This window comes from Mesorhizobium silamurunense, from assembly GCF_014843825.1.
Classification (GTDB): Bacteria; Pseudomonadota; Alphaproteobacteria; order Rhizobiales; family Rhizobiaceae; genus Mesorhizobium; species Mesorhizobium silamurunense.
The window spans coordinates 13,239-37,126 of record NZ_JHQR01000165.1; the positions used below are offsets into that span (position 1 = coordinate 13,239).

Here is a 23,888-nt window from a genome sequence, read left to right on the forward strand (position 1 = left end):
CGTTTAAGGCTTGGGAGGGGAGCAATTCCAGGAAAAGTGTGGAGCGGTCAGGCTCGGCGACTTCGCCGTAGCCTTCCGCCCGGAATCGCGTCCAGCAAAGCTCAGCCGCGCTTGGCGTCGATCGAATAAGCGCCGGCGCCGGAAGAGGCGAGCAGGATGAAGCCGCCGGTGATGGCGAGGTTCTTGAGGAACTGGATCATCTGCATCTGGTCGGCCCAGCCGGTGTGAGCGACGAGCCCGGTGGCGATCGTGAAGATGGCGAGCACCCAGGCGGCGATCCGGGTCTGGAAGCCGAGGAGGATGGCAAGGCCGCCGAGCAGCTCGATCAGGCCGACGACAACGGCGGTGACTGTCGGCAGCGGCAGGCCGAGGGCGCCGAAATAGCCGGCGGTGCCGGCAATGGCGGTAAGCTTGCCGAAGCCGGAAAGCAGGAAGATGACGGCAAGCAGGATGCGGCCGAGCAGGATGGTGGTGGAGCTGTTGGACGCGGTGCCGTTGCCGGCGACGGAAGAGTTGATGGACATGGCGGTTCTCCGAATGGGGTTGAATGCCCAGTCAGATAGACGATGGAGACTGTTCACCAAAGCTGCTTATGCGGCGACACATCGTTCACAGATTCTATATTTCTGCGATCGCGCGATCAGCGCGAAATTCATGTCGCCGGAATCGGCTGCGGGAGCAAATTGTCCCGCCGCCAAATGAGGGGTTTCTGGTTGGCGCGGACGGAAAGCCGCGAGGCACTTTCCCGGAATTGACTATCCCGGATGGGTCATGTCCTCGGGCCGCACCAGCCGGTCGTAGTCGGCTTCGCTGACCAGCCCGGTGGCCAGGGCCTCCTCGCGCAGCGTCGTGCCGTTCTTGTGCGCGGTCTTGGCGATCTTGGCGGCGTTGTCGTAGCCGATGGTGGGGGCGAGCGCCGTTACCAGCATGAGCGAACGCTCGAGCGCCGCCTTGATGTTGTCTTCCCGCGCCTCGATGCCGACCACGCAATTGTCGGTGAAGGAAAACGAGGCGTCGGCAAGCAGTTGCACCGACTGCAGGAAGTTGTAGGCCATCAGCGGGTTGTAGACATTGAGCTCGAAATGGCCCTGGCTGCCGGCGAAGGTGAGCGCGGCGTTGTTGCCGAACACCTGCACGCAGACCTGCGTCAGCGCCTCGCACTGGGTCGGGTTGACCTTGCCCGGCATGATCGAGGAGCCCGGCTCGTTTTCCGGCAACGAGAGCTCGCCGAGACCGGAGCGCGGGCCGGAGCCAAGCAGGCGGATGTCGTTGGCGATCTTGAACAGCGCCGCGGCCGCCGCGTTAATCGCGCCATGCGAGAACACCATGGAATCATGCGCCGCGAGCGCCTCGAACTTGTTCGGCGCCGTCACAAAGGAGATGCCGGTGATGGCGGCGATACGATCCGCCACCTTCTCGGCGAAGCCGACGGGCGCGTTGAGACCGGTGCCGACCGCGGTGCCGCCCTGCGCCAGTTCCTGCAGGCCGGGCAGCGTCAGCCCGATGCGCTTGATCGACGACGCGACCTGCGCTGCATAGCCGGAGAATTCCTGGCCGAGCGTGAGGGGGGTGGCGTCCTGCGTATGGGTGCGGCCGATCTTGATGATGTGGTTGAAGGCGCGGGCTTTGGCGTCGAGCGCCTTGTGGAGGTGGTGCAGGGCAGGGATCAGATGGTGCGCGACCCGCTCGGCGCAGGCTATGTGCATGGCCGTCGGATAGGTGTCGTTCGACGACTGGCTCATATTGACGTGATCGTTGGGATGCACGGGCTTCTTGGAGCCCATGACGCCGCCGAGCATCTCGATCGCCCGGTTCGAGATCACCTCGTTGGCGTTCATGTTGGACTGCGTGCCCGAACCGGTCTGCCAGACGACCAGCGGGAAATGCTCGTCGAGCTTGCCGTCGATGACCTCCTGCGCGGCGTCCACGATCGCCTTGCCGATGGCCGGATCGAGCCGCTTCATCTCCATGTTCACTTCGGCCGCCGCGCGCTTGACGATGCCCAGAGCGCGGACGATCGAAGCCGGCTGCTTCTCCCAACCGATCTTGAAATTGCCCAGCGAACGCTGCGCCTGCGCTCCCCAATAACGGTCGGCCGCCACCTCGATTGGACCGAACGTATCGGTTTCGATTCTGGTCTTTTCAGCGCTCACGGGAAATCTCCGGTCTGTCGATTTTGCGCAAGGGCGTATCGCGTTGCACAAATGGCATCAAGCGGAGATTGCGGGCGAGGGCGATGCAAATCGGTTTGAAATGGCGCTTCTTCCTTCTCCCCTTGTGGGAGAAGGTGGATCGGCGCGCAGCGCCGAGACGGTTGAGGGGTGCTGGACGGATCGCCGTCGTCGCCAAGCTGGAACACCCCTCATCCGTCGCCTTCGGCGACACCTTCTCCCACAACAAGGGGAGAAGGGAAGGCTCACCCCACCGGCGGCCCGACGAGATCGATGCCGTTCTCCCCGCACAGTCTTGTCAGCGCTGCGATCATCTCCGGCGTCGGCGCCGCCGGGTGAGGCAGCTCCGGCCGTTCTGCCGGCCGGCTCGCCAGGCGCACTATCGTCTCGAAATCCGGGCCGCGCGTCACCGTGAGCGTATGGGCGCCTTCCGGAGATTCGACCCTGTATGTGTGCGGCAGGCCTTTCGGCGCGATGATCGTTTCGCCGGCGCTGGCGATCCGCTCATGGCCGTTAATCTGAAACCGCATCCGCCCTTCCAGGATATGAAACACCTCGTCCTCGTTCCGGTGCACATGCAGCGGCGGGGAATCGCCGTAGGGTAGGCGGTGCTCGATGACACAGATGCCGTCCTCGCCGTCGGCCGACGAGACCTGGATGGCGACGAGGGTGTTGTTGAACCAAAGGAGTTCCTTGCCTGCGATGGTGCTGTTGATCATTGTCATGGTTGCCCCCCTGCGTTGGGTGCCGGCGAAGCGGCGTCGAATGGAACCTAACCAGGGACAGGCGGGCGGCGGAAATCGAATGATCGTATGGGGCGAATTGATGCGATGAATTTGAATGCGCTCGACCTCAATCTGGTCAGAGTCCTCGACGCACTGCTGCGCGAGAAAAGCGTGACGCGCGCCGGCGAGCAGATCGGCCTCAGCCAGCCCGCCGTGAGCGCGGCGCTCAATCGCCTGCGCCATGCGCTCAACGACCAGCTTTTCGTGCGCCGCGGCAACGACATGGTGCCGACGCCACGCGCCGAAAGCCTGGCGGAGCCGGTGCGCGCGGCGCTGCGCGAGATCGAGCGCGCCTTCCAGCCGGCGAGCCAGTTCGAACCCGCGAAGCTCGAGCGAACCTTCACCTTCATGGGCGCCGATTTCTTCTCCATGCTCCTGATGCCGCCTTTTGCCGCGCGCGTCGCAACGATGGCGCCCGGCGTGTCGCTGCGCTTCCTGGACAGCGCGCGTGGCGACGTTTCAAAACTTCTCCAGGACGATGAGATCGACGCCGCGCTTGAGCGTCCGCTTGAGGTTGCCGACTGGATCTCCAGCACGCCTTTATTCCATTCGCCGTTCGTGATCATTGCCGCAAGGGACAACGCCGCGATCAGGCAGGCCGGGATCGCGGCTGGCGGAGTTCTGACGATGGATCTGTTCTGCGACCTGCCTCATGTCCTTCGTTCCATCGACGGTTCGATGTCGGGCTCCACCGACGAGGCGCTCAATCGGATCGGGCGAAAGCGCCGGGTCACGCTCGCCTTGCCGCATTTCCAGGCCGTCGCGCTGGCCGTGGCCAGCGGCAATTACGTTGCCGCCGTCCCCAGGCAATTCGCGGTCTCGGCGGCCAGGAGCTTGCCGATCGTGCTCCACGAGCCGCCGCTCGGCATCGCCGTGCCGGAGATCAGGATGTACTGGCACGCTCGCCACGATGACGAGCCGCCGCATCGCTGGATCCGCGAGCAGGTCCTCGCCGAGGTCGAAGCGCTTGGATTCCGTAAGCTGGATGATGAAGTCGGAGATCACCCCGCCGTGTAGCCGCCGTCCACCGCGAAGACGCCGCCGCTGGTCCATGCGGCCTCGTCGCTGGCGAGATGGACCGCCATGCCGGCAACATCCGAGGGCCGCCCGATGCGGCCGAGCGGATAGCTGCGCTCGACATAGGCATTCAGCTCGTCCTGCGCCTGCCGCGGCAGGTTGACGATCGACTTCCGCCGCATGGCGGTGTCGATGGTGCCGGGTGCGATGGCGTTGACGCGGATGCCGCGCGGACCAAGCTCGAAGGCGAGCGATTTGGTGAGCGAGTTCAGCGCGCCCTTGGACAGCGAATAGAGGCTCGACGGCCGCTTCGGGATCATCTTGTTGGCGAAGTAGGACGAGATGTTGATGACCGAGGCGTTGGCGCTGAAATGCGGCAACAGCCGCTGTGCGAGGAAGAACGCCGCCGTGACGTTGAGCGCGAAGGAATGCTGGAACTCAACCTCGCTGACGGTCTCGAACGGCACGAAATAGGCGACGCCGGCATTGTTGACGAGGATGTCGAGCGGCCTTCCGGAACCCGCGACATGGCCGACGACAGCATCGATGCCGGCGCTGGTCGCAAGGTCGGCCGAGAGCGTCTCGACCGGGGCGCCGCCTTTCGCTTCCGCGGCCAGCGTGTCGCGCGCGGCTTCAAGCTTCCCGGTGTCGCGGCCGACGATCAGCACGTCCGCGCCTTCGCGCACAAACGCCTCCGTAATCGCCAGCCCGATGCCGTCCGAACCGCCGGTGACCAACGCCCGCTTGCCGTGAAGTCGCATAGCCATGCTCCTGCAGCTGCCGTGCAGGAGTGCAGCGCCGAATGACGCGGGCGGTCAACCCGAAGGCCTATCGCCGGGTATGAACTTTATCCCGCCGAGGCCAAGCCGACAGGCGCCGGCTGGCGCGTGGCAAGGCGCCCGGCGACGTAGTCCTTGACCTGGCGGACCGCCCGCTCGCGCGAGACGCTGCCCGGCTGCAGGCCTAGCCTCAGCCACAGCCCGTCGATCAGCGCGGTGACGCCAAGCACGATCTCCTCGGCCACCTCCGGTGAAGCGAGGCCGCGCAGGCCGGACAACAGGTTCGAGCGCATGCGCGCGTGGATCACCCTTTGGATACGCGCCAGCTTCTCGTCGCGCGGCACCTCGGCGCAGAGCGACAGCCAGGCGTGGCAGAGCGGCGGCAGGAACAGGTGCTCCTCGAAATTGCCCTCGATCACCGCGTCCAGCCGCTCCATTGGGGTCCGCGCCCGCTTGAGCCGCGCCACCACCGCGTTGCACAGCACCGCATTTGCCTCGCGCATCGCGTGCTCGAACAATTCCTGCTTGTTGCGGAAATAATGCAGCACGATGCCTTTCGAGGCGCCGGCCTGGGCCGCGACCTTTTCCAGAGTCGCGCCGGCAATGCCTTCGCGCTCGAGCACCACGAAGGCCGCCTGCCGCAACTCCTTGCGGCGGATGTCGCTGAGACGCGTGAGCTTCACCGGATCGATCCATGCATCGCGAATCCATGTTGACATTTTCGCCCGCTCAGATCAATGATTGACCAGTGGGACAATAATATGACCAAACGGTCAATATGAGGAGAACCGGAATGGTGCGCTTGCTTGCTAAAGGCGTCTGCCTCGCTGCCTTGATGCTGGCCGCTCAATCGGCTTACGCGGCCGAAGCGGATCAGTGCAGGGTGGTCCGCATGGCGGAGCCCGGCTGGAACGATCTGGCCTTCACCACGGGCGTGGCCAAGGTCTTGCTCCAGGCGCTCGGCTATGAGCCGCAGAGCGAGGTGCTTGGCATCAACGTCATCTACGAAGGCATGAAGAACAAAGACCTCGACCTGTTCCTCGGCTACTGGGACCCGGCCATGGTCACCTACTACGAGCCCTACAAGAAGGACGGCTCGATCGAGAATGTGCGCGTCAATCTGGTTGGCGCCAAATACACCTTCGCCGTGCCGACCTATGTCTGGGAAGCCGGCGTCAAGGATCTGTCCGACCTGCACAAGTTCGCCGACAAGTTCGGCAAGAAGATGTACGGCATCGAGCCCGGTTCCAACCAACTGATGATGGACGCCATCGCCGATCCCAAGTTCGGCCTCGACGGCTGGCAGGTGGTCGAGTCGAGTGAAGCCGGCATGCTCTCGGAGGTCGGCTACGAGATCAAGGAGAAGCAGTTCATCGTCTTCCAGGGCTGGGCGCCGCATCCGATGAATACGATGTACGACTTCAAGTACCTGACCGGCGGCGACAAGTTCTTCGGCCCGAATTTCGGTGCCGCGACTGTGACGACGCAGGTGCGCAAAGGCTACCTGCAGGAATGCCCGAACGTCGCGCAATTCCTGAAGAACCTCACCTTCGACATCGATCTGGAGAATGTCGGCATGGGCTACCTCATCAATGACGGCATGAAGCCAGAGGAAGGCGCCCTGAAGTCGATCACCTTGAACAAGGACCGGCTGGACGCCTGGCTCGCCGGGGTCAGCACTTTCGACGGCAAGCCCGGCTTTGCCGCGGTCAAGGAAAAGCTCGGACTGTGAGGTCGGCGGCATTGGATCTGCCGGCGCAGGAGGCTGAGCAGGGCGCCTGGGCCGGCCGCAAGCGGTTCGCCGATGTCGGTGGACTCGATCTTGCCTATGTCGAGGTCGGCGGTTCGGAGCCGCCGCTCGTCCTGGTGCACGGCTTCACCGATACCAGCCGCAGTTTCTCGTTGCTGGCGCCGCATCTTTCCGGCCGGCGGCTGATCATGCCGGACCTGCGCGGCCATGGCGCTTCGCAGACGGGGAAGGGCTGCGCCGTTGCCGATTTCGCCGAAGACATTGCCGGGCTGATCCGGAGCCTGCGGCTCGCCCGGCCGGTCGTTGTCGGCCATTCGTTGGGTGGCATGGTCGCCATACAACTGGCCGCGCGTCATCCGGAACTGGTCGGGGGGCTGGTCGTCCTGGCCGGGACGCTAAAGGCAGATTTCGCGCCGTGCAATCCGCTGGTTGCCGGTGTGGCGGCACTGCGCGACCCGATCTCGCCGACCGATCCGTTCTATGATTGGTGGCACGCCTGCGGGCCTGGCGTGCCGCAGGCCTTTCTTGCCGGCATCGCGAAAGACGCTTCGGCGATGCCTGCGGCCCGCTGGCGCGCCATCCTGGTAGAAATCCGCCGGACGGACTTGGGGGCCGCGGCGCGGGCCGTGCAGGCCCGGACGCTGATCATTGCGGGTACCGGCGATCCGCTCTTCGGCAAGGCACACCAGCAGGCTTTGGCTGAGGCGCTGGCCGGATCACGTCTCCTCTGGGCGAAGGATTGCGGTCACAACCCGCACTGGGAGGAGCCGGCCTTTATCGCCGACGCGATCGCCAGGATGTTGGAGAACGCGGAAGCGTGATCACCTCAACAGCGATCGGGCCGTGGGCGTCAGGCGCAACGTCTCGGCCGGCTTTGTGCGATCGGCCTGCGTGGTTTCGTGCGAAGCAGCGAGGGCGGCGCTGTAACGGGCATAGGCGGCTTCGTCATCGAAACCGGTGACGCCGATGAAGACATTTTCGCCGGCTCGCACAGGCAGCCGCGGAAAGGTGTTTTCGGCATGCTCGCTGACGAAGGCGCCGAGCAGCCGTACGCCATTTGCCGTGAGTTGCGGAACCGCTTCCGCCAGGTACCCCCGGGCAAAGTCAGCTTCCATGCCCGGGCGCAAATGGTGATTCTGTATCTCAACAATGCCGTCTAAATGACCATTCCGGCTTTTGTTTTCGGCTTCGCTCGCGGCCGGTCGTTTCAGTCCCGACAGGTTGAAGCCCGCGCCCTGCCATGCCGGCTTCAGAAGCAGCACATCGTCGGAATCGATCATCGTCGCATTGGCGGCGTCGCGATGTTCGGCCCAGACCGGCCCTCCATAGAAGGCGGTGAGCGCGTTCTTCCTTGCCTCCATGTTCTCAAAGCCGCGCAGCCAGACGAACATGTCGGGGCGGTCGAGATCGCGGAACTGGCCGATGACGGTCATGCCCGTGGCTTCCTGACTCTCGATGAATTGCCGGTCGAAAAGCGGGACCAGCGTTTCGCGCCGGCCGGGCTTCAGCGTGTATTGGCGAAGTTCCACTACCGGCGAGGCAAGGCGAGGGGACGTGTCGTTTCGAGCGAAGTTCATTGCCGACTCCAAAACAGGATGATCATCCTGTTTATAAACAGACCGGTTGCCCTGTTTTGTCAATCTGATATCTTTCCTTTTCCTTCTCCCCTTGTGGGAGAAGGGGGATTGGCGCGCAGCGCCAAGTCGGATGAGGGGTGCTGGACGGATCGCCGTCTTTGCCAAGCTGGAGCACCCCGCCTTCACTTCGTTCAGGCACCTTCTCCCACAAGGGGAGAAGGGGAGATGGCGATGCGCAAGAAACGCACCAACGACCCCGAAGGCATGCGCCGCCGCGTGCTCGACGTGGCGGAAGACGCTTTCCAGGCGCGCGGCTATCACGCCTCCAGCCTCGGCGATCTGATGGCGGCGGCCGGCGTTACCGGCGGGGCGCTGCACCACCATTTCCCGACCAAGAAGGCGCTGGCGCTGGCGGTGATCGAGGAGCGCGTGGCGGCAGCGGTTCAAGAGACCTGGGTCGAGCCGGTCTTGGCGGCACCCTCGGCTCGCGAAGGGGTTCGCACAGTATTTGAAGCGGTTGCGGCGGAGCTCGAGCAGCAGGGCTATGTGCGCGGCTGCCCGCTCAACAACCTAGCGCATGAGCTGTCGCTCGCCGATGCCGATTTTCGTATTGCGCTGGCCGACATCTTCGCCGGCTGGCGGCGGGCAATCGCCGACAAGGTGCGCGCCGACCAAGAGACTGGCGGGGAGGGCGGCACCGATCCGGATCGCTTCGCGGCGCTCGCCGTCGCCGCCTATTCCGGCGCCATGTCGATTGCCAAGACGGCGCAGGATGCCGGTGTGTTGCGGGAGTGCTTGGCGGGGCTGGAGCGGGTCGAGCCCCCGCCATCACAGCACGGTTCGGCGGCCAGGCGACGCCGCAAGGTGTTGCGGCGGCAGACCATCCGCTGACGCCGGCGGGACCGAGGCGGGTGCAAAGGATCGCCTCGTCGATGCCGTAAAGTCGGCCTCACTCCTTCAGCGGCTCGATCGTCTCGAATCCCACTTCGCTCTGGGCGCTCGTGCTCTCGTCGTATCGCCGCGCCAGCACCGCTTGCAGGTCGGGCGAATAGAGCGCGGTGAAGCTGTCGATCACCGCGCCGGAATCGCCGGTCAGCGTCTCGTTCACCGCCAGCACGTTGTATTTGCAGTCGCCCAGTTTGTAGGTCTCCTTGCCCTTGACGGCGAGCGCCAGCGTCTCGGTGCTCTTCGGCGCCTTCTTCGACGAGAGCCGCACGAACTCGGTCTTGCTCTTGGCGCCCGCCTTGAGCGGAAACAGTTTCTTGAGGTCGCCGAGCGGGATCATCGACAGCCGGCCGGTGTCGCTGTCGCGGAACACCTCGACCAGCCCGCCATAGAGATATTGCGTCTGCGGCGACTGCGACTGGTAGTTGTTGGCGACCGCGACCATGCCGCCCGGCGCCGGCCGGAACTCGCTGCGGATGCCGCGCTTCTCCAGCACGAAGCCGGCCTTGGCGGATTTGGCGTCGACGCAGTCGGCCGCCTCAGCGGTGCCGGCGAGTGCAAGCATGGCGAGCGCCATGCCGGTCGTCATGGGTTTCATGCCTTTCTCCCCTGGATGCGTTCTGGAAGGAATGACAGAGCCTCACCGCGCTGTCGACCCAAGTGCCCTTCACGATTCAACCATGGCTTGAAAAGTCTATGGGCCGCCGATCTGGACGATCCGGCGCTGAAAATGTTCAATCGAGCGATGATGAATCGCCTGTCCTCGGCATTGTTGTCCCGCCGCGATTTCCTGGCTCGGGCGGCTGGCCTTGCCGCGACTTGCGTTTTGCCTGGCGCCGCCTTCGCTCAGACCGGCCGGCGCATCCAACCGATCGACGCCACCTTCCTGTTCATCGCCGATATCCATGCCTGTCGCATGGCGAGCGGCTTGAGCCCGCATTGCGAGCAGGAGGGCAAGACCGACGCTGCATTGCTGCGTAATGTGGCGGCACTCAACGCAATCGACGACAAGGAGTGGCCGACCGAGATCAACGGCGCGGCCACCGGCCTGCGCTCGGCGGGCAGGCGCATCGGCACGCCGCTCGGCCTCGTCACCGGCGGCGACATCACTGACGACGGCGGCGGCCAGATCACGCTGCCGAGCGAGGGCACGCAACTTCTGCAGTTCAGCCAGCGCTATCAGCAAGGCATCGGCCCTGATCGCGTGCATATCCCGGTCTATGTCGGGCTTGGCAACCACGATCTCGACCAGAATGGACCGAAGCGCCATGTCGACTGGTACCGCCGCGAGATGCGCGATTATGTCGAGGTCAACCATCGCCCCGGCATCTTCTTCAAACCGCCGGTGCCGGCGACCAACTACGATGTCGGCACCGACTGCTATTCCTGGGATTGGGGTGGCCTGCATCTCGTTCAGACGCATCGCTTCGCAGGCGACACCGGCCATGGCGCGATAAGCAGCCTGTCCTGGCTCAAGCAGGATCTGGCGACCTATGCCGGCGACGGCCGTCCGGTGGTCCTCTTCCAGCATTATGGCTGGGACACCTTCTCCGTCGAGCGCTGGGATCCGGTGAAACGCACCTATGACGACGACGGCGCCGGCCGGCCGCACTGGTGGGGCGAGGCCGACCGCCAGGCGCTCATCGCCGCGCTGAAGGGCTACAATGTGATCGCGATTTTCCACGGCCATCAGCACGCAGCGCCGATGATCTACCAGCGCGACGGGCTCGATCTCGTCAAGCCGAAGGCCGCCTTTATGGGCGGCTTCGCGCTGGCGCGCGTGACCGACGACCACATGGACGTGGTCCTGGGCGAGGCGGCTGGAGACCACGGCGAGGTCGTCTTCACCAATGCCTTTGCAAAGACGTTTGAGGCGTGAGCGCGACGGCTTGCAAATCACATCGCCTTTTTGCACATGGCCTTCATATCGCCACAGGCCTTCTGCACCTTGCCCGTGGCCTTGTCCGCCATGCCCTTGATCTGCATCGGACGGTTTCCTGTAGCCTTGCCTAGGGTCTGCAGGACCGAGCCTCTGATCTGCTTGGCGAGACCCGCAATCTGGTCCATGTTCATCATCTCCGCATCTCCCGGAGATTCAATCGCCAACAAAACGTGCTGATGGGTGTCCGGGTTCCGCGTGGTCGAGTTGGGTTCGCGAGTAGTGTGGCGAGGGAACAGACATACGCCCAGCGAAGGATTTGTCGGCCGCTGCGCGATCATTAGGTGGCATCAAATCGGGGAACGCATTGCCTGACTTCACTCTGTTCATCGGCAACAAATGCTTTTCGTCCTGGTCGCTTAGGCCCTGGGTGGCGATGCGGCAGCTGGAAATCCCCTTCGAGGAAAGCTTCGTGCGGCTGCGCACGCCCGACACCGCGGCCAACCTCGCTAAGATTTCGCCGACAGGACTGGTGCCGGTCCTGAATCATAATGGCAGGATCGTCTGGGAAACCCTTGCCATCCTTGAATATCTGGCCGACCTTTTTCCGGAGAAGAAACTGTGGCCGGACGATCTCGGCGCCCGTGCCTTGGCGCGTTCGGTGGCGACCGAGATGCATTCCGGCTTCCGCGAGGTCCGCTATGGCTGGCCGATGAATCTGCGCCGGCCGAAGGGCCATAAGCCGCTCGATGCCGAGGGCGAGGCGCAGCGGGCGCGCATCGAGGCGATCTGGCGGCAATGCCGCGAGCAATATGGCCAGGGCGGCCCGTTCCTGTTCGGCCATTTCACCGCCGCCGATGCCATGTATGCGCCCGTCGTCACCCGCTTCGACACCTATGGCGGCGCGCTCACGCCCGTCACCCGCGCCTATGTCGATGCTGTGCTGGCGACGCCGGCAATGCGGCATTGGTACGCGGAGGCCGCCAGGGAACCTTGGCCGGAGCCGGGCCCGCACGAGCAGGATTAGAGCAATTCCAGGGCGCAGCGGTTTTGGCTGCAACTGCGTCAACTGCTCTGATGGCAGACTTCAAGAACGGGCTGCGCGGCCTATGTGGGGGGAAGGCGGGCACTTGGAGAAATCTCATGACATCCGCAAATTCCTCCCTCTCGGGTAAGGTCGCACTCGTCACCGGCGCCTCATCCGGCATCGGCGAAGCGACGGCCGCCGCACTTGCAGCCGCCGGCGCGAAGGTGGCCGTCGCCGCCCGCCGCATCGATCGCCTCGCGACGCTGGTCAGCCGTATCGAGAAGGCCGGCGGCACCGCGCTCGCCATCGAAGCCGACATCGCCAAGGGTGGCGACTTCACCGCTATGGTCGACAAGGTCGTTTCCGAATGGGACCGGCTCGACATCCTCGTCAACAATGCCGGCGTCATGCTGCTTGCGCCCGCGGCGGAAGCCGATCTGGACGACTGGCGCCGCATGATCGAGCTCAACCTGATCGGCCTAATGGGGACCACCAAGGCAGCGCTGCCACATCTCAAGGCTGCCAAGGGCCATGTCGTCAACGTCTCATCGGTGGCCGGCCGCGTCGCCAACCCCGGCGCCAGCGGCTATGCGGCGACCAAGTTCGGCGTCGTCGCCTTCTCGGAGTCGCTGCGCCGCGAGATTTATGCCGACAAGGTGCGTGTCACCGTCATCGAGCCCGGCCTGGTGCGCACCGAGCTTGGCGACCACATCACCAACGAGGAGTTCAAGGCCGGTTTAGAGCACCGTCTCGCCACGATGGAAGCACTGACCGCCGAGGATATCGCAAACGCCATCCTCTATGCCGTGAGCCAGCCGCCGCGCGTCAACGTCAACGAGATTCTTATCCGTCCGACCGACCAGGAGCGCTGAGCCATCGAGGAATACGTAGGATGCCGGTTGAGGACAATTGACCGGCACCATATTTCGGCATAATACGTAACCAAATGGATACGCATCATGCCGCAGGCTGAGCAGGACCGTTCCGTCTTCCGCGCCATCGCCGACCCGACGCGGCGCGCAATCCTCGACCGACTGCGGCGGGGGCCGGCGCCGGTCAACGAGCTGGCCTCCGCCTTCTCGCAGAGCCGTCCGGCCATTTCCAAGCATCTGAGGATCCTGCGCGAGCTCAACGTCGTCTCCGAGCAACGGCGAGGCCGCCAGCGCGTCTACCGGCTGGAGCCCGCCGAGTTGAAGGATGTCGCCGACTGGATCCTGCCCTACCGCGACTTCTGGCAGCAAAGCCTCGGCAATCTGAAATCCTATCTGGAGGACGAGTGATGGCGAGCAATGACAGGCCGCGTGCGATCGCGGACGTTTCGGCGGGCACAATCCTCGCCACGGTGACGATAGCGGTTCCACCTAAGCGCGTCTTTCGCGCCATCACCGCCGAGGATCAGATCCCCCTCTGGTGGGGCGCGGACAACATGTACCGGACGACGAAACATACCGCCGATGTCCGGCCGGGTGGCGCCTGGCGCTCGGAAGGCAAGGGCGCTGACGGCCAAGACTTCCATGTCGGCGGCGAATATCTCGAGGTTGCGCCACCGCATCGCCTGGTGATGACCTGGATAGCGCCGTGGGACGGCGACAATGTCACGACTGTGACTTACACGCTGGAGCCGGTCGAGAACGGCACGCGGCTGACGCTGCGCCACGACGGCTTCGGCTCGCGCAAAGATTCCTGCCGCGACCACGGCTCAGGCTGGGAGCGTGTGTTGGGCTGGCTCGGCGACTTCCTCGCCAAGGAGACCGCTGCCAAGCCGCTTTCGGTCTATCATTGCCGCTTGATCCCGCCGCGTCCCGACTTCGCCTTCACCCTGACGGACGAGGAGCGGGCGCTGATGAACGCGCATGCCGACTATCTGCGCGGCCAGCTTCGTGCTGGCACGATGATGCTGGCCGGTCCCGTCGCCGATCCCGCCGGGCCCTGGGGCCTGTTGATCCTGCGCGTCGGCAGCGAGGCCGAGGCCAAGGCGGTGACCGACGGTGACCCAGTATCGCGTTCGGGCCGCGGCTTCCGCTATGAAATCCTGCCGATGATGAGCACCATCATGTAGGGCCCAATAGAAAACGCCTCTCGCGCTTTTTACGGCGCGGGAGGCGTCTTTTGCTGTCAACTCTTCCAGATTGCTCATGAATTGCTGACAGCAGGAATAAAACCTGCAGCCGGCGAAAAGGTTCCCGGCAAAAAGAAAATTTTTTTTGGCTGCTCCGGCGATTTGTCCCGTAAGGCGGATCGCGGCGGTAGAGAAGACTCCTCATGCGTTACCCGGCAGCCATGCGGCGCTGCGGCACCCGCCCACCAAACAAGAAATTTGACAGGCGATCAAAAGAAATCTACAAGAAATGTGTCGATATTTTTTTGACTGGCCTTTGTTATCTGCGCGCCCAGGCGCGCCCATGACGAACTTCTCCCATCAAAAATCGAGACAAACGCTGTTGTGCGGCCGCATGACGGCGAACGAATATTTGCCATGGAAAGGGGTTCGTTGTGAGCACTGGCACAGTAAAATGGTTTAACGCCACCAAAGGCTTTGGTTTTATTCAGCCTGACGACGGTTCGGCCGACGTTTTCGTTCACATCTCGGCCGTCGAGCGCGCCGGAATGCGCGACATCGTCGAAGGCCAGAAGCTCGGCTACGAGATGGTTCGGGACAAAAAGTCGGGCAAGATGTCTGCCGACCAGCTGCGGGCTGCCTGAAGCGGAATTCAGCCTCCCCGGTGAATGTACTGGCACCGGTAGAAGGCGAGAGGAGGGTCAGGCAATGCCTGACCTTTTTCGCTTTCGGGCACTGAATTGTGCGCCGCAGGCGGAATGCGATGTGCTAAGCACCATTGCGTCGGCATTTGAATGCTCCGGGATCAGGAGAAGAATTTGTCCCTCACTTCGAAGACAAAAGGCAACGAAGCTGAATCGCTTTTCAGCAGGGCCCGGACCCAGTCGATGTCGCTTGACCGCATCGCTTCCGAGCAGGATGCCGTCAGCCAGGCCCGCGAGGCCAAGACCGCGCGGCTGCGCGAACTGCGCCTGGAGAAGGAAGCCGAGGACAGGGCGGCCGCTGCCGCCCTTGCCGCCTCGCCGAAGCAGGTCGGGCCGAAACGCGTGGGCAAACGCTGATGGCTACCAAGCGCATGTCGAAAACGCCCATCGCCGAGGATTCGACGATTGCCGACATGGTCGATGTCCTGGACAAGCCGGTCGAATATGTCCGGCGTGTGCTGGAAAAGCTGGAGCGCTGCAGGCGGGCCCATGGCGATGCCCAGGTGCGCGTCGGCGTGCGCAGCCGCGCCGAATGTCCCAACTATCTGATCGAATATGTGCTTGAGGACGGCAAGACTCATGAACGGGTCACGCATCTGGATGCCGCCTACAGCGGCAGCACACACCGCGAATTGGCGCCGCATCACATCGCGGAGTCCAGGAACTGGTCGCCCGAGGAAATGAACATCACGGCGGTTTCGGCGCTGATCGGCCGCCTGCGCAATCCGCGGTCGCCGTCATCGCATCTTTACGACGAGGACTGACATGGCCATAAAGTTCTCTGCCAAGGAGGCCACGGCGGCCGCTGTAAAGCCGGCCAAGCCGCCTGCTGCGCCGAAAACCGGCGAACCGGTCGCGACCGATCTGTTCGAGACGCCGGCGCAAGTGCCGCCGCGCAAGGCAGGCAAGAAGAAGTAGCGCCTTGCCGCGCCAGGCCGATCGCAATCCCCTTGCGCCTGGGCTGGTCGCCGGCAGGGACGTCTTGTCCGCGTGGGAAAGCCCCCAGCCGGCCTTCGACTGCCAGAGCTGCGGCGCCTGCTGCGCCTATTCCGCCGACTGGCCACGCTTCTCGACCGAAGAGGATGCCGAGCTCGACCGCATCCCGGAAGCCCTCATCGCCGCCAACCAGTCCGGTATGCGTTGCGAGGGCAATCGCTGCTCAGCGCTTCGCGGCGAAGTGGGCAAAGGGACGGCCTGCGCGATCTACGACGTCCGGCCGCATGTCTGCCGCGCCTGCATGCCCGGCGGCGACGACTGCCTGATGGCACGGACGGTGTTTGGGCTGGCGGCAGGCTAATTCCGCGCGCCCTGCTTGCCCACCTTCACGCCTCCCGGTACCTTGCCGCGCGGGCAGGGCCGTGGAGGAAACCTTGAGCATCGAATTCCTGTTGACGTCGCTGATTGTCGTGGCCTCGCCCGGCACCGGCGTTCTCTACACGCTGAGCGCGGGCCTTTCGCGCGGCGCGCGTGCCGCCATCATCGCCGCTTTCGGCTGCACGCTGGGCATCATCCCGCACATGGCGGCCGCCATCACCGGCCTTGCCGAGGTGCTGCACACAAGCGCCGTCGCCTTCGAGACGCTGAAATATCTGGGCGTCGCCTATTTGCTTTACATGGCTTGGAACACGCCGGTCTTGCCGTCGACCAGAACGTCGCGCCACGCTCTGCCGGCAAGGTGATCACCTCCGGCATCCTGATCAACATCTTGAACCCAAAACTGTCGATCTTCTTCTTTGCCTTCCTGCCGCAATTCGTCAGCACCACGGAGCCGCACGCTTTTGCCAAGATGCTTGAGCTCTCTGGCATCTTCATGCTGATGACCTTCCTGGTCTTCATCGTCTACGGCGTATTCGCGGCCTCGGTGCGCAGCCATGTCGTGTCGCGGCCGATGGTGCTGACCTGGATGCGCCGCACCTTCGCCGGTGCCTTCGTCATGCTGGGAGCCAAGCTGGCGCTGGCGGATCGCTAGTCAGTTATGGCCGGTTCGCCTTCGGTTTCGGAAGCCTCCTCGTTTCCGGAACCGGGCGCGGGCCGAATGCCGATACGCCAGGCCGAGGGCGGGACGCCGATCATCTTCTTGAAGGCGCGGCTGAACGCCGCCTCGGACTCGTAGCCGATCTCCGCCGCGATGCTGGCGACGTTGCTGTTGCCGGCGCTGAGCAATTCCGAGGCAATCTGCATCCGCCATTTGGCGAGATAGTGCATCGGCGGCATGCCGACGAGCCTGGTGAAGCGTTCGGCCAGCACGGTGCGCGACAGCGCAGCCTCCTTCGCCAGCGCCTCCACCGTCCAGTTGTGCGCCGGCCGGTCGTGGATCAGCGCCAGCGCCTTGCTCAGATGCGGATCGCGCAGGCCCGCCAGCCAGCCGGTTTGTTGCGGCGGCAGCGACTCCACATAGCGGCGCAGGACGTCGACGAACATCAGTTCGCTGAGCTTGGTGAGCACCGTCTCGCTGCCCGCCCGCTTTTCCGCGACCTCCGACACCGCCAGCTTGATGAACTGGCCGAGCCAGCCGCCATCGCCTTTCACGTCTCCCGCCTTGATGACCGGCGGCAGCGCTTCGAGCAGCGGATTGAAGGGAAGCGCATCGCAAGCGAGATAGCCGCATACCAGCCGCGCCGACATCGCGCCGTCCTTGACGTAGTTGATGGGGAACGGCGTCTGGCTGGCGGCGGCGATTTCCAGTACATCCGCGGTCGGCGGGTCGGCCCTGAGATCGGGCGTACTCGACATGATATGCGGGTCACTGTTGGTGAACACCACGACCTCGCCGGCCTCCACGGGGATCGCCTCCTTGCCGACGATGCGGGCGAAGCAGCGGCCGGCCGTGAGCACATGGTAGGAAATCAGGTGATCCGCGCCCGGCAATATCCTCGGCAGTATCGAAGCGGGGGAGGGCGAGCAGACCGCCCATGGGTCCTGGGCCTCGATGTCGAAAAACGTCGCGCCGGTGAGGCGCACCGTTTTCAACAGGTCAGACAGAGCGTCCCCGGCCATTCCACCCAAGTCCCGTAAGTTGCGCGGCAACCCGGCACGACATCCCTTTCGAGTTCCGGACGCGCTGTCAAGTGAGGCGGACGCCGCGTCATTCCGTTCGTGGCCGGAAGCTTTAAACCCGCCAGGCGCTGAGCTTCGTCCCAAATCGGGCGCACAAGCGCAATCGAACTCAAGGAAGGATGTAAGTCATGACGGTACATAAGGGCGGGTGTTTTTGCGGCGCCGTGGAAATCGAAGTGCACGGATCGGCCGAGGCCATGGGCTACTGCCATTGCGGTTCCTGTCGGTCGTGGTCGGCGTCTCCCGTGAACGCCTTCACGCTGTGGAAGCCGGAAAACGTCAAGGTCACCAGGGGCGCGGAGTTCCTGTCCGGCTTCGAGAAGTCGAAGATGAGCGATCGCCGGTTCTGCACCAAATGCGGTGGTCATCTGATGACCGATCACCCGCCGCTCGGATTGGTCGACGTCTATGCCGCCACGATACCGACGGTGGAATTCACGCCGGGGGTCCATGTCAACTACGTCGAGACGGTCCTGCCGATGAAGGACGGCTTGCCGAAGCTGAAGGATTTTCCTGCCGAGCTCGGCGGCTCCGGCGTGAGCGTGCCGGAGTAGTTCCGAACGATGATGCACGATTTCCACGGACCACATTCAACGACAGGAGAATATGCATGGACATTGCGACTTTTCGCGCCACGCAGGAGCCGATCAAGGATCTATATCGCAAGGATGCGCGGGCGGCGCTTCTCACGCTGAAGGCCAAAGGCAGCGCCGACGACTCCAGGGTGACCTGCAAGGTCGAGACCGGCCGCGGGCTTGCGCTGGCGGGCATCCATCCGAAGGCCGGCGGCAGCGGGCAGGAGCTTTGCTCCGGCGACATGATGCTGGAGGCGTTGATCGCCTGTGCCGGCGTCTCGATGCGGGCTGCTGCCGCCGTGCTCGAGATTCCGATCAAGTCGGCGGAAATCTCCGCCGAGGGCGACGTCGACCTTCGCGGCACGCTCGGTGTCACCGAAGGCGTGCCGGTCGGCTTCAAGGAGATCCGTTTGCGCTTCGATATCGAAACGGATGCTCCGCAAAAACGACTGACAGAACTGCTTGAGCTCACCGACCGCTACTGCGTGATCTTCCAGACGATCCAGCGCAGCCCCAAGACCTTCGTGAAGCTCAACAGGGTCGCGCGGTAACCTTTGCCCGGAATCCGAACCTTGGCGGGGGATTCCGGGCCGGGGGCCTGAGCGCGGCCTGGCTGAATGCAGCTCGTCGCGCCAAGCCCTATTCCTTCACATAGCCCCCTATCCCTTCACATAACCCATGGCCTCGACGATCCGCCCGTTCGCGACACGCATCAGGTTGACGCCGCGCAGCGAATTGCCGTCGGCCATCCAAAAGCGCCAGCGGATCGTCGCCCGATCCCCGGCGACGAAGGTTTCCTCGATGTCGAAGCGCGTGCCGGGTCCGGTGGCGATCGCCGACCACAGCTCGACACAGGCGTCCTTGCCGGCGCGGCGGGCACCGTCCGGCGCCGGCGTGGTGTTCTCGATCACGCAGTCGTCCGCCACCAGTTCGTCCAGCGCCGACGGGTCGTGGCGCTGGAAGACATCGTTGTAGCGCCGCATGATCTCGGCCGTTTGGGCGGAGCGCTTGGCCGTGGTGGTGTCGATGATCAATTCGTGGGTCATTGGATTTTTCCCTTCATTTCAGCGGATTATGAGGCTCGCCTTCAGCGTGATCGCGGCGACGCCGGCCAGCGCCCTGGAGACGAGGCAAGCCGATTTGGCCGTCTGCGCCAGCCGCTCGAAATCGTTCGCCGCAAGACCGGCGACGCTGGCCTCTGTCTCCAGCTCGATGCGGGTGATCGTCGGCCCGGCCGTGGTGGCGCCGAGATGCACCTTCGCCACTGTGTGGATGCCTGCCGGGACGTGACCCTCGCGGCCGAGGATGGCGCTGAGCGCCATCGAGAAGCAGCCGGCATGGGCGGCCGCGATCAGTTCTTCCGGATTGGTGCCCGGACCGTTTTCGAACCGGGACGGAAAGGAATAGGCACCTTCAAAGACGCCGCTGCCGAGCCGCAGCCGGCCGGATCCTTCCTTGAGCGTGCCTTGCCATTCGGCCGAGGCGTCGCGAATTGTCATTGCTGTATCTCCTCGCTGGTTGGTCAGGCGCCGTCGACGACGACCTTGCCGAAGACGTCGCCCTGCTGGAAATAGCGGTAGGCTTCGCCCGCCTCGGCGAAGGGAAAGACCCTGTCGATGACGGGCTTCAGCCGATGCGTGGCGACGGCGGCAAGCATCGCGTCCAGACCGTTGCGGCTGCCGACGAAGACGCGGCCGATGGTGGCAAGACTCCGCTGATAGACGGAACCCGGAATCTCCACTGGCTTGCCTTTCTGGTCCTGAACGGTGAGCAGCACGATGCGGCCGTAGAGGGCGCTTGCGATCAGCGATTGCGCGAAGGTTGCCGGGCCGCCGGTCTCGACGACGAGGTCGATGCCACCTGTCGCTTCGCGCAGGTTCATGCCCCATTCCGGCGTCTCCACTGTTGCGATGACGAGGTCGGCGCCGAGCGCCCGCAGTCTGTCGGTCTTTTCGGCGCGCGAGGTGACGGCGGCCACGCGGCAGCCGGCGAGCTTGGCGAACTGCAGCGCAAACAATGCGACGCCGCCTGAACCGATGACCAGAACCCACTGTCCGGGCTTCGGAATCTCCGCGCCCGTCAGCGCGCTCCAGGCGGTCAACCCGGCGCAGGTGAAGGTGGCGGCCTCCTGCCAGGAGAGATGGTCGGGCAGCCGCACCGCCCATTGCTCGTCGAGCAAGGCAAATTCTGAGAGCATGCCGTCCAGCGTGCAGCCGAGCTGGTCGACGACGCCCGGATGCATGCGCCCATCGATCCAGCGCGCGAAATAGCTGCCGGTGACACGGTCGCCGACGGCAAAGCGGGTAACCGCATCGCCCACCGCGACCACCTCGCCGGCGCCGTCGCTCAGCGGAACGATGCCGGGCCGAGCCGTCAGCGGATATGTGCCGTTGAGGACCATCGTGTCTCGGCGGTTGAGCGAGGTGGCGCGCACCCGCACGACGATTTGACGCGGGCCTGGCTCCGGTACTGCCTCCTCGCGCGCCACCAGTTTTTCGATCCCGCCGAGCCCCTCAAGTCGATAGCTTTGCATTGCTGCCTCGCAAATATGTAGACCGATTTATATATTATGTAGACCGATTGTCATATTTTTGGCAAGGGCTATAATGCGCGCTCCTGACAGAGGTTGACATTGTGAGAGGTTGAGGTGGCGACGGACACACGTACCCGCATGATCGAGGCAACGGCGCTGCTTATCAGGCAGCGCGGCTATCACGGCACCTCGCTCAACGACATTTTGAGCGCCAGCGGCGCGCCGCGCGGCTCGCTCTATTTCCATTTCCCGGGCGGCAAGGACCAGTTGGTCGTCGAGGTGACGCGCGAAAGCGTGGCCGACGTGACCGAGCGTCTGGGCGCGGCGCTGGCGGCGGAAAGCGATCCCGCTGTTGCGGTCCACCACATCTACCAGTCGGTGGCGCGCATGCTGGAGGAGAACGAGTTCTCGCTCGGCTGCCCGATCGCGCCGGTCGTATTGGACGCGCCGAACGACGTGCCGGACCTTGCAGAAATCTGCCGTTCCGCCTTCGAGCAATGGATCGGCCTGCTGCGCCAGGCTTTCATGCGGGCAGGGGTGCCGGAGCGCCGCGCGCAGGCGCTGGCGCTGCTGGTCGAATCCTCGCTCGAGGGCCTGATGGTGATCGCCCGCGCCACCCGCGACCGCTCAGCGCTCGCTGTCGTGGCGGACGAAGTCGCAGCGCTGGTCGAGCAGGCGGTGCTTGCAGGCAAGGTAGCGCAGCGCGCCGACGTCGCGATATAGCAAAGGAAACGCTGGCGGGACAGCACCCCTCTGGCCTGCCGGCCATCTCCCCGCTGCGGGGGAGATCGGCAGTGTTGGTGGCGGCGCTCTTCTTTCAACGCTGGCGATTGGCGAAAGCCCCAGTGACATCCAATCTCCCCCTTGCGGGAGGAGATGTCCGGCAGGACAGAGGGGTGTGAAGGAACTCGACGGGCTTCGGCCAAGCTCCGTAGCATGCAAGCCACCTACACCGAGGAAGCAAGGTCGGTCGGTCTGCATGATCAACGCAAAAAGGGCGGCATCGCTGCCGCCCTTTCCATAATCTGAAAGCAGATGGAAGCGTGGATTGGAAATCCATGCCGCCACTCAAGCCCGCTTGCGGGCTTGAGCATTGTTAGTTGATGGGCGTGCTTATGGATTTCCTTAGAAATCCATGCCGCCCATGCCGCCCATGCCGCCGCCAGGCATACCGCCCGGCATGCCGCCAGCCGACTCCTTCTTCGGAGCCTCGGCGATCATGGCTTCGGTGGTGACCAACAATCCGGCGACCGAGGCCGCGTCCTGGAGAGCGGTGCGAACGACCTTGACCGGATCGACGATGCCCATGGCGATCATGTCGCCATACTCGCCGGTCTGGGCGTTGTAGCCGAAGGTCGCGCCCTTGTTGTCAAGGATCTTGCCGGCGACGATCGAGGCTTCGGCGCCAGCGTTGGCCGCGATCTGGCGGGCCGGAGCCTGCAGCGCGCGACGCACGATGTTGATGCCGGCAGCCTGGTCGGAGTTGGCGCCGGTGGCCTTAAGAGCGCTCGAAGCGCGCAGCAGGGCAACGCCGCCGCCGGCGACAATGCCTTCTTCCACGGCCGCGCGGGTCGCGTTCAGGGCGTCATCGACGCGGTCCTTCTTTTCCTTGACCTCGACCTCGGTCGCGCCGCCGACGCGGATCACCGCGACGCCGCCCGCGAGCTTGGCCAGACGCTCCTGCAGCTTCTCCTTGTCGTAGTCCGAGGTGGTCTCCTCGATCTGCTGCTTGATCTGGGCGACACGGCCCTGGATCTCGGCCTTCTTGCCGGCGCCGTCGACGATGGTGGTGTTCTCCTTGGAGATCGACACCTTCTTGGCGCGGCCGAGCATGTTGAGGCCGACATTCTCGAGCTTGATGCCGAGGTCTTCCGAGATGACCTGGCCACCGGTGAGGATGGCGATGTCTTCCAGCATCGCCTTGCGGCGATCACCGAAGCCCGGAGCCTTGACGGCGGCGATCTTCAGGCCGCCACGCAGCTTGTTGACGACGAGCGTGGCCAGAGCCTCGCCTTCGACGTCTTCCGAGATGATGAGCAGCGGCTTCGAAGTCTGCACGACGGCTTCCAGCACCGGCAGCATGGCCTGCAGGTTGGAGAGCTTCTTCTCGTGCAGCAGGATGTAGGCGTCTTCCAGATCGGCGACCATCTTGTCGGCGTTGGTGACGAAGTAGGGCGACAGATAGCCACGGTCGAACTGCATGCCTTCGACGACTTCCAGCTCGGTCTCGGCGGTCTTGGCTTCCTCGACGGTGATGACGCCTTCGTTGCCGACCTTCTGCATCGCCTCAGCGATCATCTTGCCGACCGACTCGTCGCCATTGGCCGAGATCGTGCCGACCTGGGCGACTTCCTCGGAGGTCTTGATCTTCTTGGCGGCCTTGCCGAGCGCCGTGACGACTTCGGTGACTGCGAGGTCGATGCCGCGCTTCAGGTCCATCGGGTTCATGCCGGCGGCAACCGCCTTGTGGCCTTCCTGGACGATCGACTGCGCGAGAACCGTTGCGGTCGTGGTGCCGTCGCCGGCGATGTCGTTGGTCTTCGAAGCAACTTCGCGCACCATCTGCGCGCCCATGTTCTCGAACTTGTCCTCGAGCTCGATCTCCTTGGCGACGGTGACGCCGTCCTTGGTGATGCGCGGGGCGCCGAACGACTTGTCGATGACGACGTTGCGGCCCTTGGGGCCGAGCGTGACTTTCACCGCGTCGGCGAGGATGTTGACGCCGCGCAGCATGCGCTCGCGGGCGTCACGGGAGAATTTTACGTCTTTTGCAGCCATTGTAAGCTCCTGTCAGGGGTTCGGGTCGAACCCGCAGATTCAAGATTCAGTTGACGGTGAGGCCGATGTTCAGCCGATGATGCCCATGATGTCGGATTCCTTCATGATCAGAAGGTCTTCGCCATTGAGCTTGACTTCGGTGCCGGACCACTTGCCGAACAGGATGCGGTCGCCGGCCTTGACGTCCAGCGGGACGAGCTTGCCGCTTTCGTCGCGGGCGCCCGAGCCGACGGCGATGATCTCGCCTTCCTG

Annotated in this window: 32 protein-coding genes and 1 pseudogene; 19 read left to right on the plus strand and 14 right to left on the minus strand. The window is 64.1% G+C overall.

The window, feature by feature from the left end:
- Positions 1-101 precede the first annotated feature (101 nt).
- The 3 genes from DH10_RS18660 to DH10_RS18670 all read right to left on the minus strand — a co-directional run bounded on the left by DH10_RS18660 (position 102) and on the right by DH10_RS18670 (position 2,896).
- The gene (locus DH10_RS18660) at positions 102-524 is read right to left on the minus strand and encodes a DoxX family protein (RefSeq protein WP_192246260.1); all 423 of its coding nucleotides are present in this window, start codon (positions 522-524) and stop codon (positions 102-104) included.
- Between the two features lie 231 nt (positions 525-755).
- Positions 756-2,153: a class II fumarate hydratase gene (fumC, locus tag DH10_RS18665; protein WP_192246258.1), complete on the minus strand. Its 1,398-nt coding sequence runs from the start codon at positions 2,151-2,153 to the stop codon at positions 756-758.
- A 263-nt stretch (positions 2,154-2,416) separates the two neighbouring features.
- Positions 2,417-2,896: a cupin domain-containing protein gene (locus DH10_RS18670; RefSeq protein ID WP_192246256.1), complete on the minus strand. Its 480-nt coding sequence runs from the start codon at positions 2,894-2,896 to the stop codon at positions 2,417-2,419.
- Between the two features lie 105 nt (positions 2,897-3,001).
- Here DH10_RS18670 and DH10_RS18675 point away from each other — a divergent pair, with 105 nt between their 5' ends.
- Positions 3,002-3,973 carry a LysR family transcriptional regulator gene (locus tag DH10_RS18675; protein WP_192246254.1) on the plus strand — a complete coding sequence of 324 codons (972 nt, stop codon included), beginning with the start codon at positions 3,002-3,004 and terminating at the stop codon, positions 3,971-3,973.
- On the opposite strand, the gene DH10_RS18680 is transcribed toward DH10_RS18675, so the two are convergent.
- Positions 3,958-4,734, minus strand: coding sequence for an SDR family NAD(P)-dependent oxidoreductase (locus DH10_RS18680; protein ID WP_192246309.1), 777 nt, complete (start codon positions 4,732-4,734; stop codon positions 3,958-3,960). The genes DH10_RS18675 and DH10_RS18680 overlap by 16 nt on opposite strands.
- Before the next feature lie 86 nt (positions 4,735-4,820).
- Positions 4,821-5,471 carry a choline-binding transcriptional repressor BetI gene (betI, locus tag DH10_RS18685; protein ID WP_192246252.1) on the minus strand — a complete coding sequence of 217 codons (651 nt, stop codon included), beginning with the start codon at positions 5,469-5,471 and terminating at the stop codon, positions 4,821-4,823.
- 74 nt (positions 5,472-5,545) lie between these two features.
- Here betI and choX point away from each other — a divergent pair, with 74 nt between their 5' ends.
- Together choX and DH10_RS18695 are read left to right on the plus strand one after the other, a co-directional pair.
- The gene (gene choX, locus DH10_RS18690; protein ID WP_192246250.1) at positions 5,546-6,484 is read left to right on the plus strand and encodes a choline ABC transporter substrate-binding protein; all 939 of its coding nucleotides are present in this window, start codon (positions 5,546-5,548) and stop codon (positions 6,482-6,484) included.
- The gene (locus DH10_RS18695; RefSeq protein WP_192385223.1) at positions 6,481-7,323 is read left to right on the plus strand and encodes an alpha/beta fold hydrolase; all 843 of its coding nucleotides are present in this window, start codon (positions 6,481-6,483) and stop codon (positions 7,321-7,323) included. The genes choX and DH10_RS18695 overlap by 4 nt, the downstream gene beginning before the upstream one ends.
- Here DH10_RS18695 and DH10_RS18700 read toward each other — a convergent pair whose 3' ends face one another.
- Positions 7,324-8,142 (minus strand): NIPSNAP family protein, encoded by an 819-nt coding sequence (locus DH10_RS18700; RefSeq protein WP_312891228.1) that lies wholly within the window; start codon positions 8,140-8,142, stop codon positions 7,324-7,326.
- Between the two features lie 168 nt (positions 8,143-8,310).
- On the opposite strand from DH10_RS18700, the gene DH10_RS18705 reads away from it, so the two are divergent.
- Positions 8,311-8,970, plus strand: a complete 660-nt coding sequence (locus DH10_RS18705; protein ID WP_246505942.1) for a TetR/AcrR family transcriptional regulator — start codon at positions 8,311-8,313, stop codon at positions 8,968-8,970.
- A gap of 58 nt (positions 8,971-9,028) precedes the next feature.
- Here DH10_RS18705 and DH10_RS18710 read toward each other — a convergent pair whose 3' ends face one another.
- The gene (locus DH10_RS18710) at positions 9,029-9,622 is read right to left on the minus strand and encodes a hypothetical protein (RefSeq protein ID WP_192246246.1); all 594 of its coding nucleotides are present in this window, start codon (positions 9,620-9,622) and stop codon (positions 9,029-9,031) included.
- 147 nt (positions 9,623-9,769) lie between these two features.
- On the opposite strand from DH10_RS18710, the gene DH10_RS18715 reads away from it, so the two are divergent.
- Entirely contained in the window at positions 9,770-10,903 is a 1,134-nt protein-coding gene (locus tag DH10_RS18715) for a metallophosphoesterase (protein ID WP_192246303.1), read from the plus strand.
- Positions 10,904-10,920: 17 nt separating this feature from the next.
- Here the strand turns inward: DH10_RS18715 and DH10_RS18720 are convergent, their stop codons facing one another.
- A complete protein-coding gene (locus DH10_RS18720; RefSeq protein WP_192246244.1) occupies positions 10,921-11,100 on the minus strand; it encodes a CsbD family protein in 180 nt (59 codons plus the stop codon).
- 170 nt (positions 11,101-11,270) lie between these two features.
- On the opposite strand from DH10_RS18720, the gene DH10_RS18725 reads away from it, so the two are divergent.
- From DH10_RS18725 to DH10_RS18775, 11 genes and pseudogenes are all read left to right on the plus strand, one after another.
- Entirely contained in the window at positions 11,271-11,930 is a 660-nt protein-coding gene (locus DH10_RS18725; protein ID WP_192385224.1) for a glutathione S-transferase family protein, read from the plus strand.
- A 116-nt stretch (positions 11,931-12,046) separates the two neighbouring features.
- A complete protein-coding gene (locus tag DH10_RS18730; protein WP_192246240.1) occupies positions 12,047-12,802 on the plus strand; it encodes an SDR family NAD(P)-dependent oxidoreductase in 756 nt (251 codons plus the stop codon).
- Positions 12,803-12,889: 87 nt separating this feature from the next.
- A complete protein-coding gene (locus tag DH10_RS18735; RefSeq protein WP_192246238.1) occupies positions 12,890-13,210 on the plus strand; it encodes an ArsR/SmtB family transcription factor in 321 nt (106 codons plus the stop codon).
- Positions 13,210-13,989 (plus strand): SRPBCC domain-containing protein, encoded by a 780-nt coding sequence (locus DH10_RS18740; protein ID WP_192246236.1) that lies wholly within the window; start codon positions 13,210-13,212, stop codon positions 13,987-13,989. The genes DH10_RS18735 and DH10_RS18740 overlap by 1 nt, the downstream gene beginning before the upstream one ends.
- A gap of 203 nt (positions 13,990-14,192) precedes the next feature.
- Entirely contained in the window at positions 14,193-14,336 is a 144-nt protein-coding gene (locus tag DH10_RS18745; RefSeq protein ID WP_192246234.1) for a hypothetical protein, read from the plus strand.
- Between the two features lie 87 nt (positions 14,337-14,423).
- The gene (locus DH10_RS18750) at positions 14,424-14,633 is read left to right on the plus strand and encodes a cold-shock protein (RefSeq protein ID WP_192246232.1); all 210 of its coding nucleotides are present in this window, start codon (positions 14,424-14,426) and stop codon (positions 14,631-14,633) included.
- Positions 14,634-14,807: 174 nt separating this feature from the next.
- Complete coding sequence (locus DH10_RS18755) at positions 14,808-15,050, plus strand: hypothetical protein (protein WP_376774838.1); 243 nt, start codon at positions 14,808-14,810, stop codon at positions 15,048-15,050.
- A complete protein-coding gene (locus tag DH10_RS18760) occupies positions 15,050-15,457 on the plus strand; it encodes a hypothetical protein (protein ID WP_192246225.1) in 408 nt (135 codons plus the stop codon). Before DH10_RS18755 ends, DH10_RS18760 begins: the two co-directional genes overlap by 1 nt.
- A 1-nt stretch (position 15,458) precedes the next feature.
- The gene (locus DH10_RS18765; RefSeq protein WP_192246223.1) at positions 15,459-15,611 is read left to right on the plus strand and encodes a hypothetical protein; all 153 of its coding nucleotides are present in this window, start codon (positions 15,459-15,461) and stop codon (positions 15,609-15,611) included.
- A 4-nt stretch (positions 15,612-15,615) separates the two neighbouring features.
- The gene (locus DH10_RS18770; protein ID WP_192246221.1) at positions 15,616-15,990 is read left to right on the plus strand and encodes a YkgJ family cysteine cluster protein; all 375 of its coding nucleotides are present in this window, start codon (positions 15,616-15,618) and stop codon (positions 15,988-15,990) included.
- 73 nt (positions 15,991-16,063) lie between these two features.
- Positions 16,064-16,662 (plus strand): annotated as a pseudogene (locus tag DH10_RS18775) (LysE family translocator).
- On the opposite strand, the gene DH10_RS18780 reads toward DH10_RS18775, so the two are convergent.
- Positions 16,659-17,690 carry an AraC family transcriptional regulator gene (locus tag DH10_RS18780; protein WP_192246219.1) on the minus strand — a complete coding sequence of 344 codons (1,032 nt, stop codon included), beginning with the start codon at positions 17,688-17,690 and terminating at the stop codon, positions 16,659-16,661. The pseudogene DH10_RS18775 and the gene DH10_RS18780 overlap by 4 nt on opposite strands.
- Before the next feature lie 188 nt (positions 17,691-17,878).
- Between DH10_RS18780 and DH10_RS18785 the strand changes: the two genes are divergently transcribed.
- Complete coding sequence (locus tag DH10_RS18785) at positions 17,879-18,304, plus strand: GFA family protein (protein ID WP_192246217.1); 426 nt, start codon at positions 17,879-17,881, stop codon at positions 18,302-18,304.
- A 56-nt stretch (positions 18,305-18,360) separates the two neighbouring features.
- Complete coding sequence (locus DH10_RS18790; RefSeq protein ID WP_192246215.1) at positions 18,361-18,876, plus strand: OsmC family protein; 516 nt, start codon at positions 18,361-18,363, stop codon at positions 18,874-18,876.
- 108 nt (positions 18,877-18,984) lie between these two features.
- Here DH10_RS18790 and DH10_RS18795 read toward each other — a convergent pair whose 3' ends face one another.
- Genes DH10_RS18795 through DH10_RS18805 form a run of 3 tightly spaced genes read right to left on the minus strand, consistent with a single transcriptional unit; the run spans position 18,985 to position 20,858 of the window.
- A complete protein-coding gene (locus DH10_RS18795; RefSeq protein ID WP_192246213.1) occupies positions 18,985-19,371 on the minus strand; it encodes a nuclear transport factor 2 family protein in 387 nt (128 codons plus the stop codon).
- Between the two features lie 18 nt (positions 19,372-19,389).
- A complete protein-coding gene (locus DH10_RS18800; protein WP_192246211.1) occupies positions 19,390-19,824 on the minus strand; it encodes an OsmC family protein in 435 nt (144 codons plus the stop codon).
- Between the two features lie 23 nt (positions 19,825-19,847).
- Complete coding sequence (locus DH10_RS18805) at positions 19,848-20,858, minus strand: zinc-dependent alcohol dehydrogenase family protein (RefSeq protein ID WP_192246209.1); 1,011 nt, start codon at positions 20,856-20,858, stop codon at positions 19,848-19,850.
- 114 nt (positions 20,859-20,972) lie between these two features.
- On the opposite strand from DH10_RS18805, the gene DH10_RS18810 reads away from it, so the two are divergent.
- Positions 20,973-21,581: a TetR/AcrR family transcriptional regulator gene (locus tag DH10_RS18810; RefSeq protein ID WP_192246207.1), complete on the plus strand. Its 609-nt coding sequence runs from the start codon at positions 20,973-20,975 to the stop codon at positions 21,579-21,581.
- A gap of 402 nt (positions 21,582-21,983) precedes the next feature.
- Here DH10_RS18810 and groL read toward each other — a convergent pair whose 3' ends face one another.
- Both groL and DH10_RS18820 read right to left on the minus strand, forming a co-directional pair.
- Positions 21,984-23,636: a chaperonin GroEL gene (groL, locus tag DH10_RS18815; protein ID WP_192385225.1), complete on the minus strand. Its 1,653-nt coding sequence runs from the start codon at positions 23,634-23,636 to the stop codon at positions 21,984-21,986.
- A gap of 69 nt (positions 23,637-23,705) precedes the next feature.
- Positions 23,706-23,888, minus strand: a 183-nt coding sequence (locus DH10_RS18820; RefSeq protein ID WP_192385226.1) for a co-chaperone GroES, incomplete at its 5' end; no start/stop codon positions are given.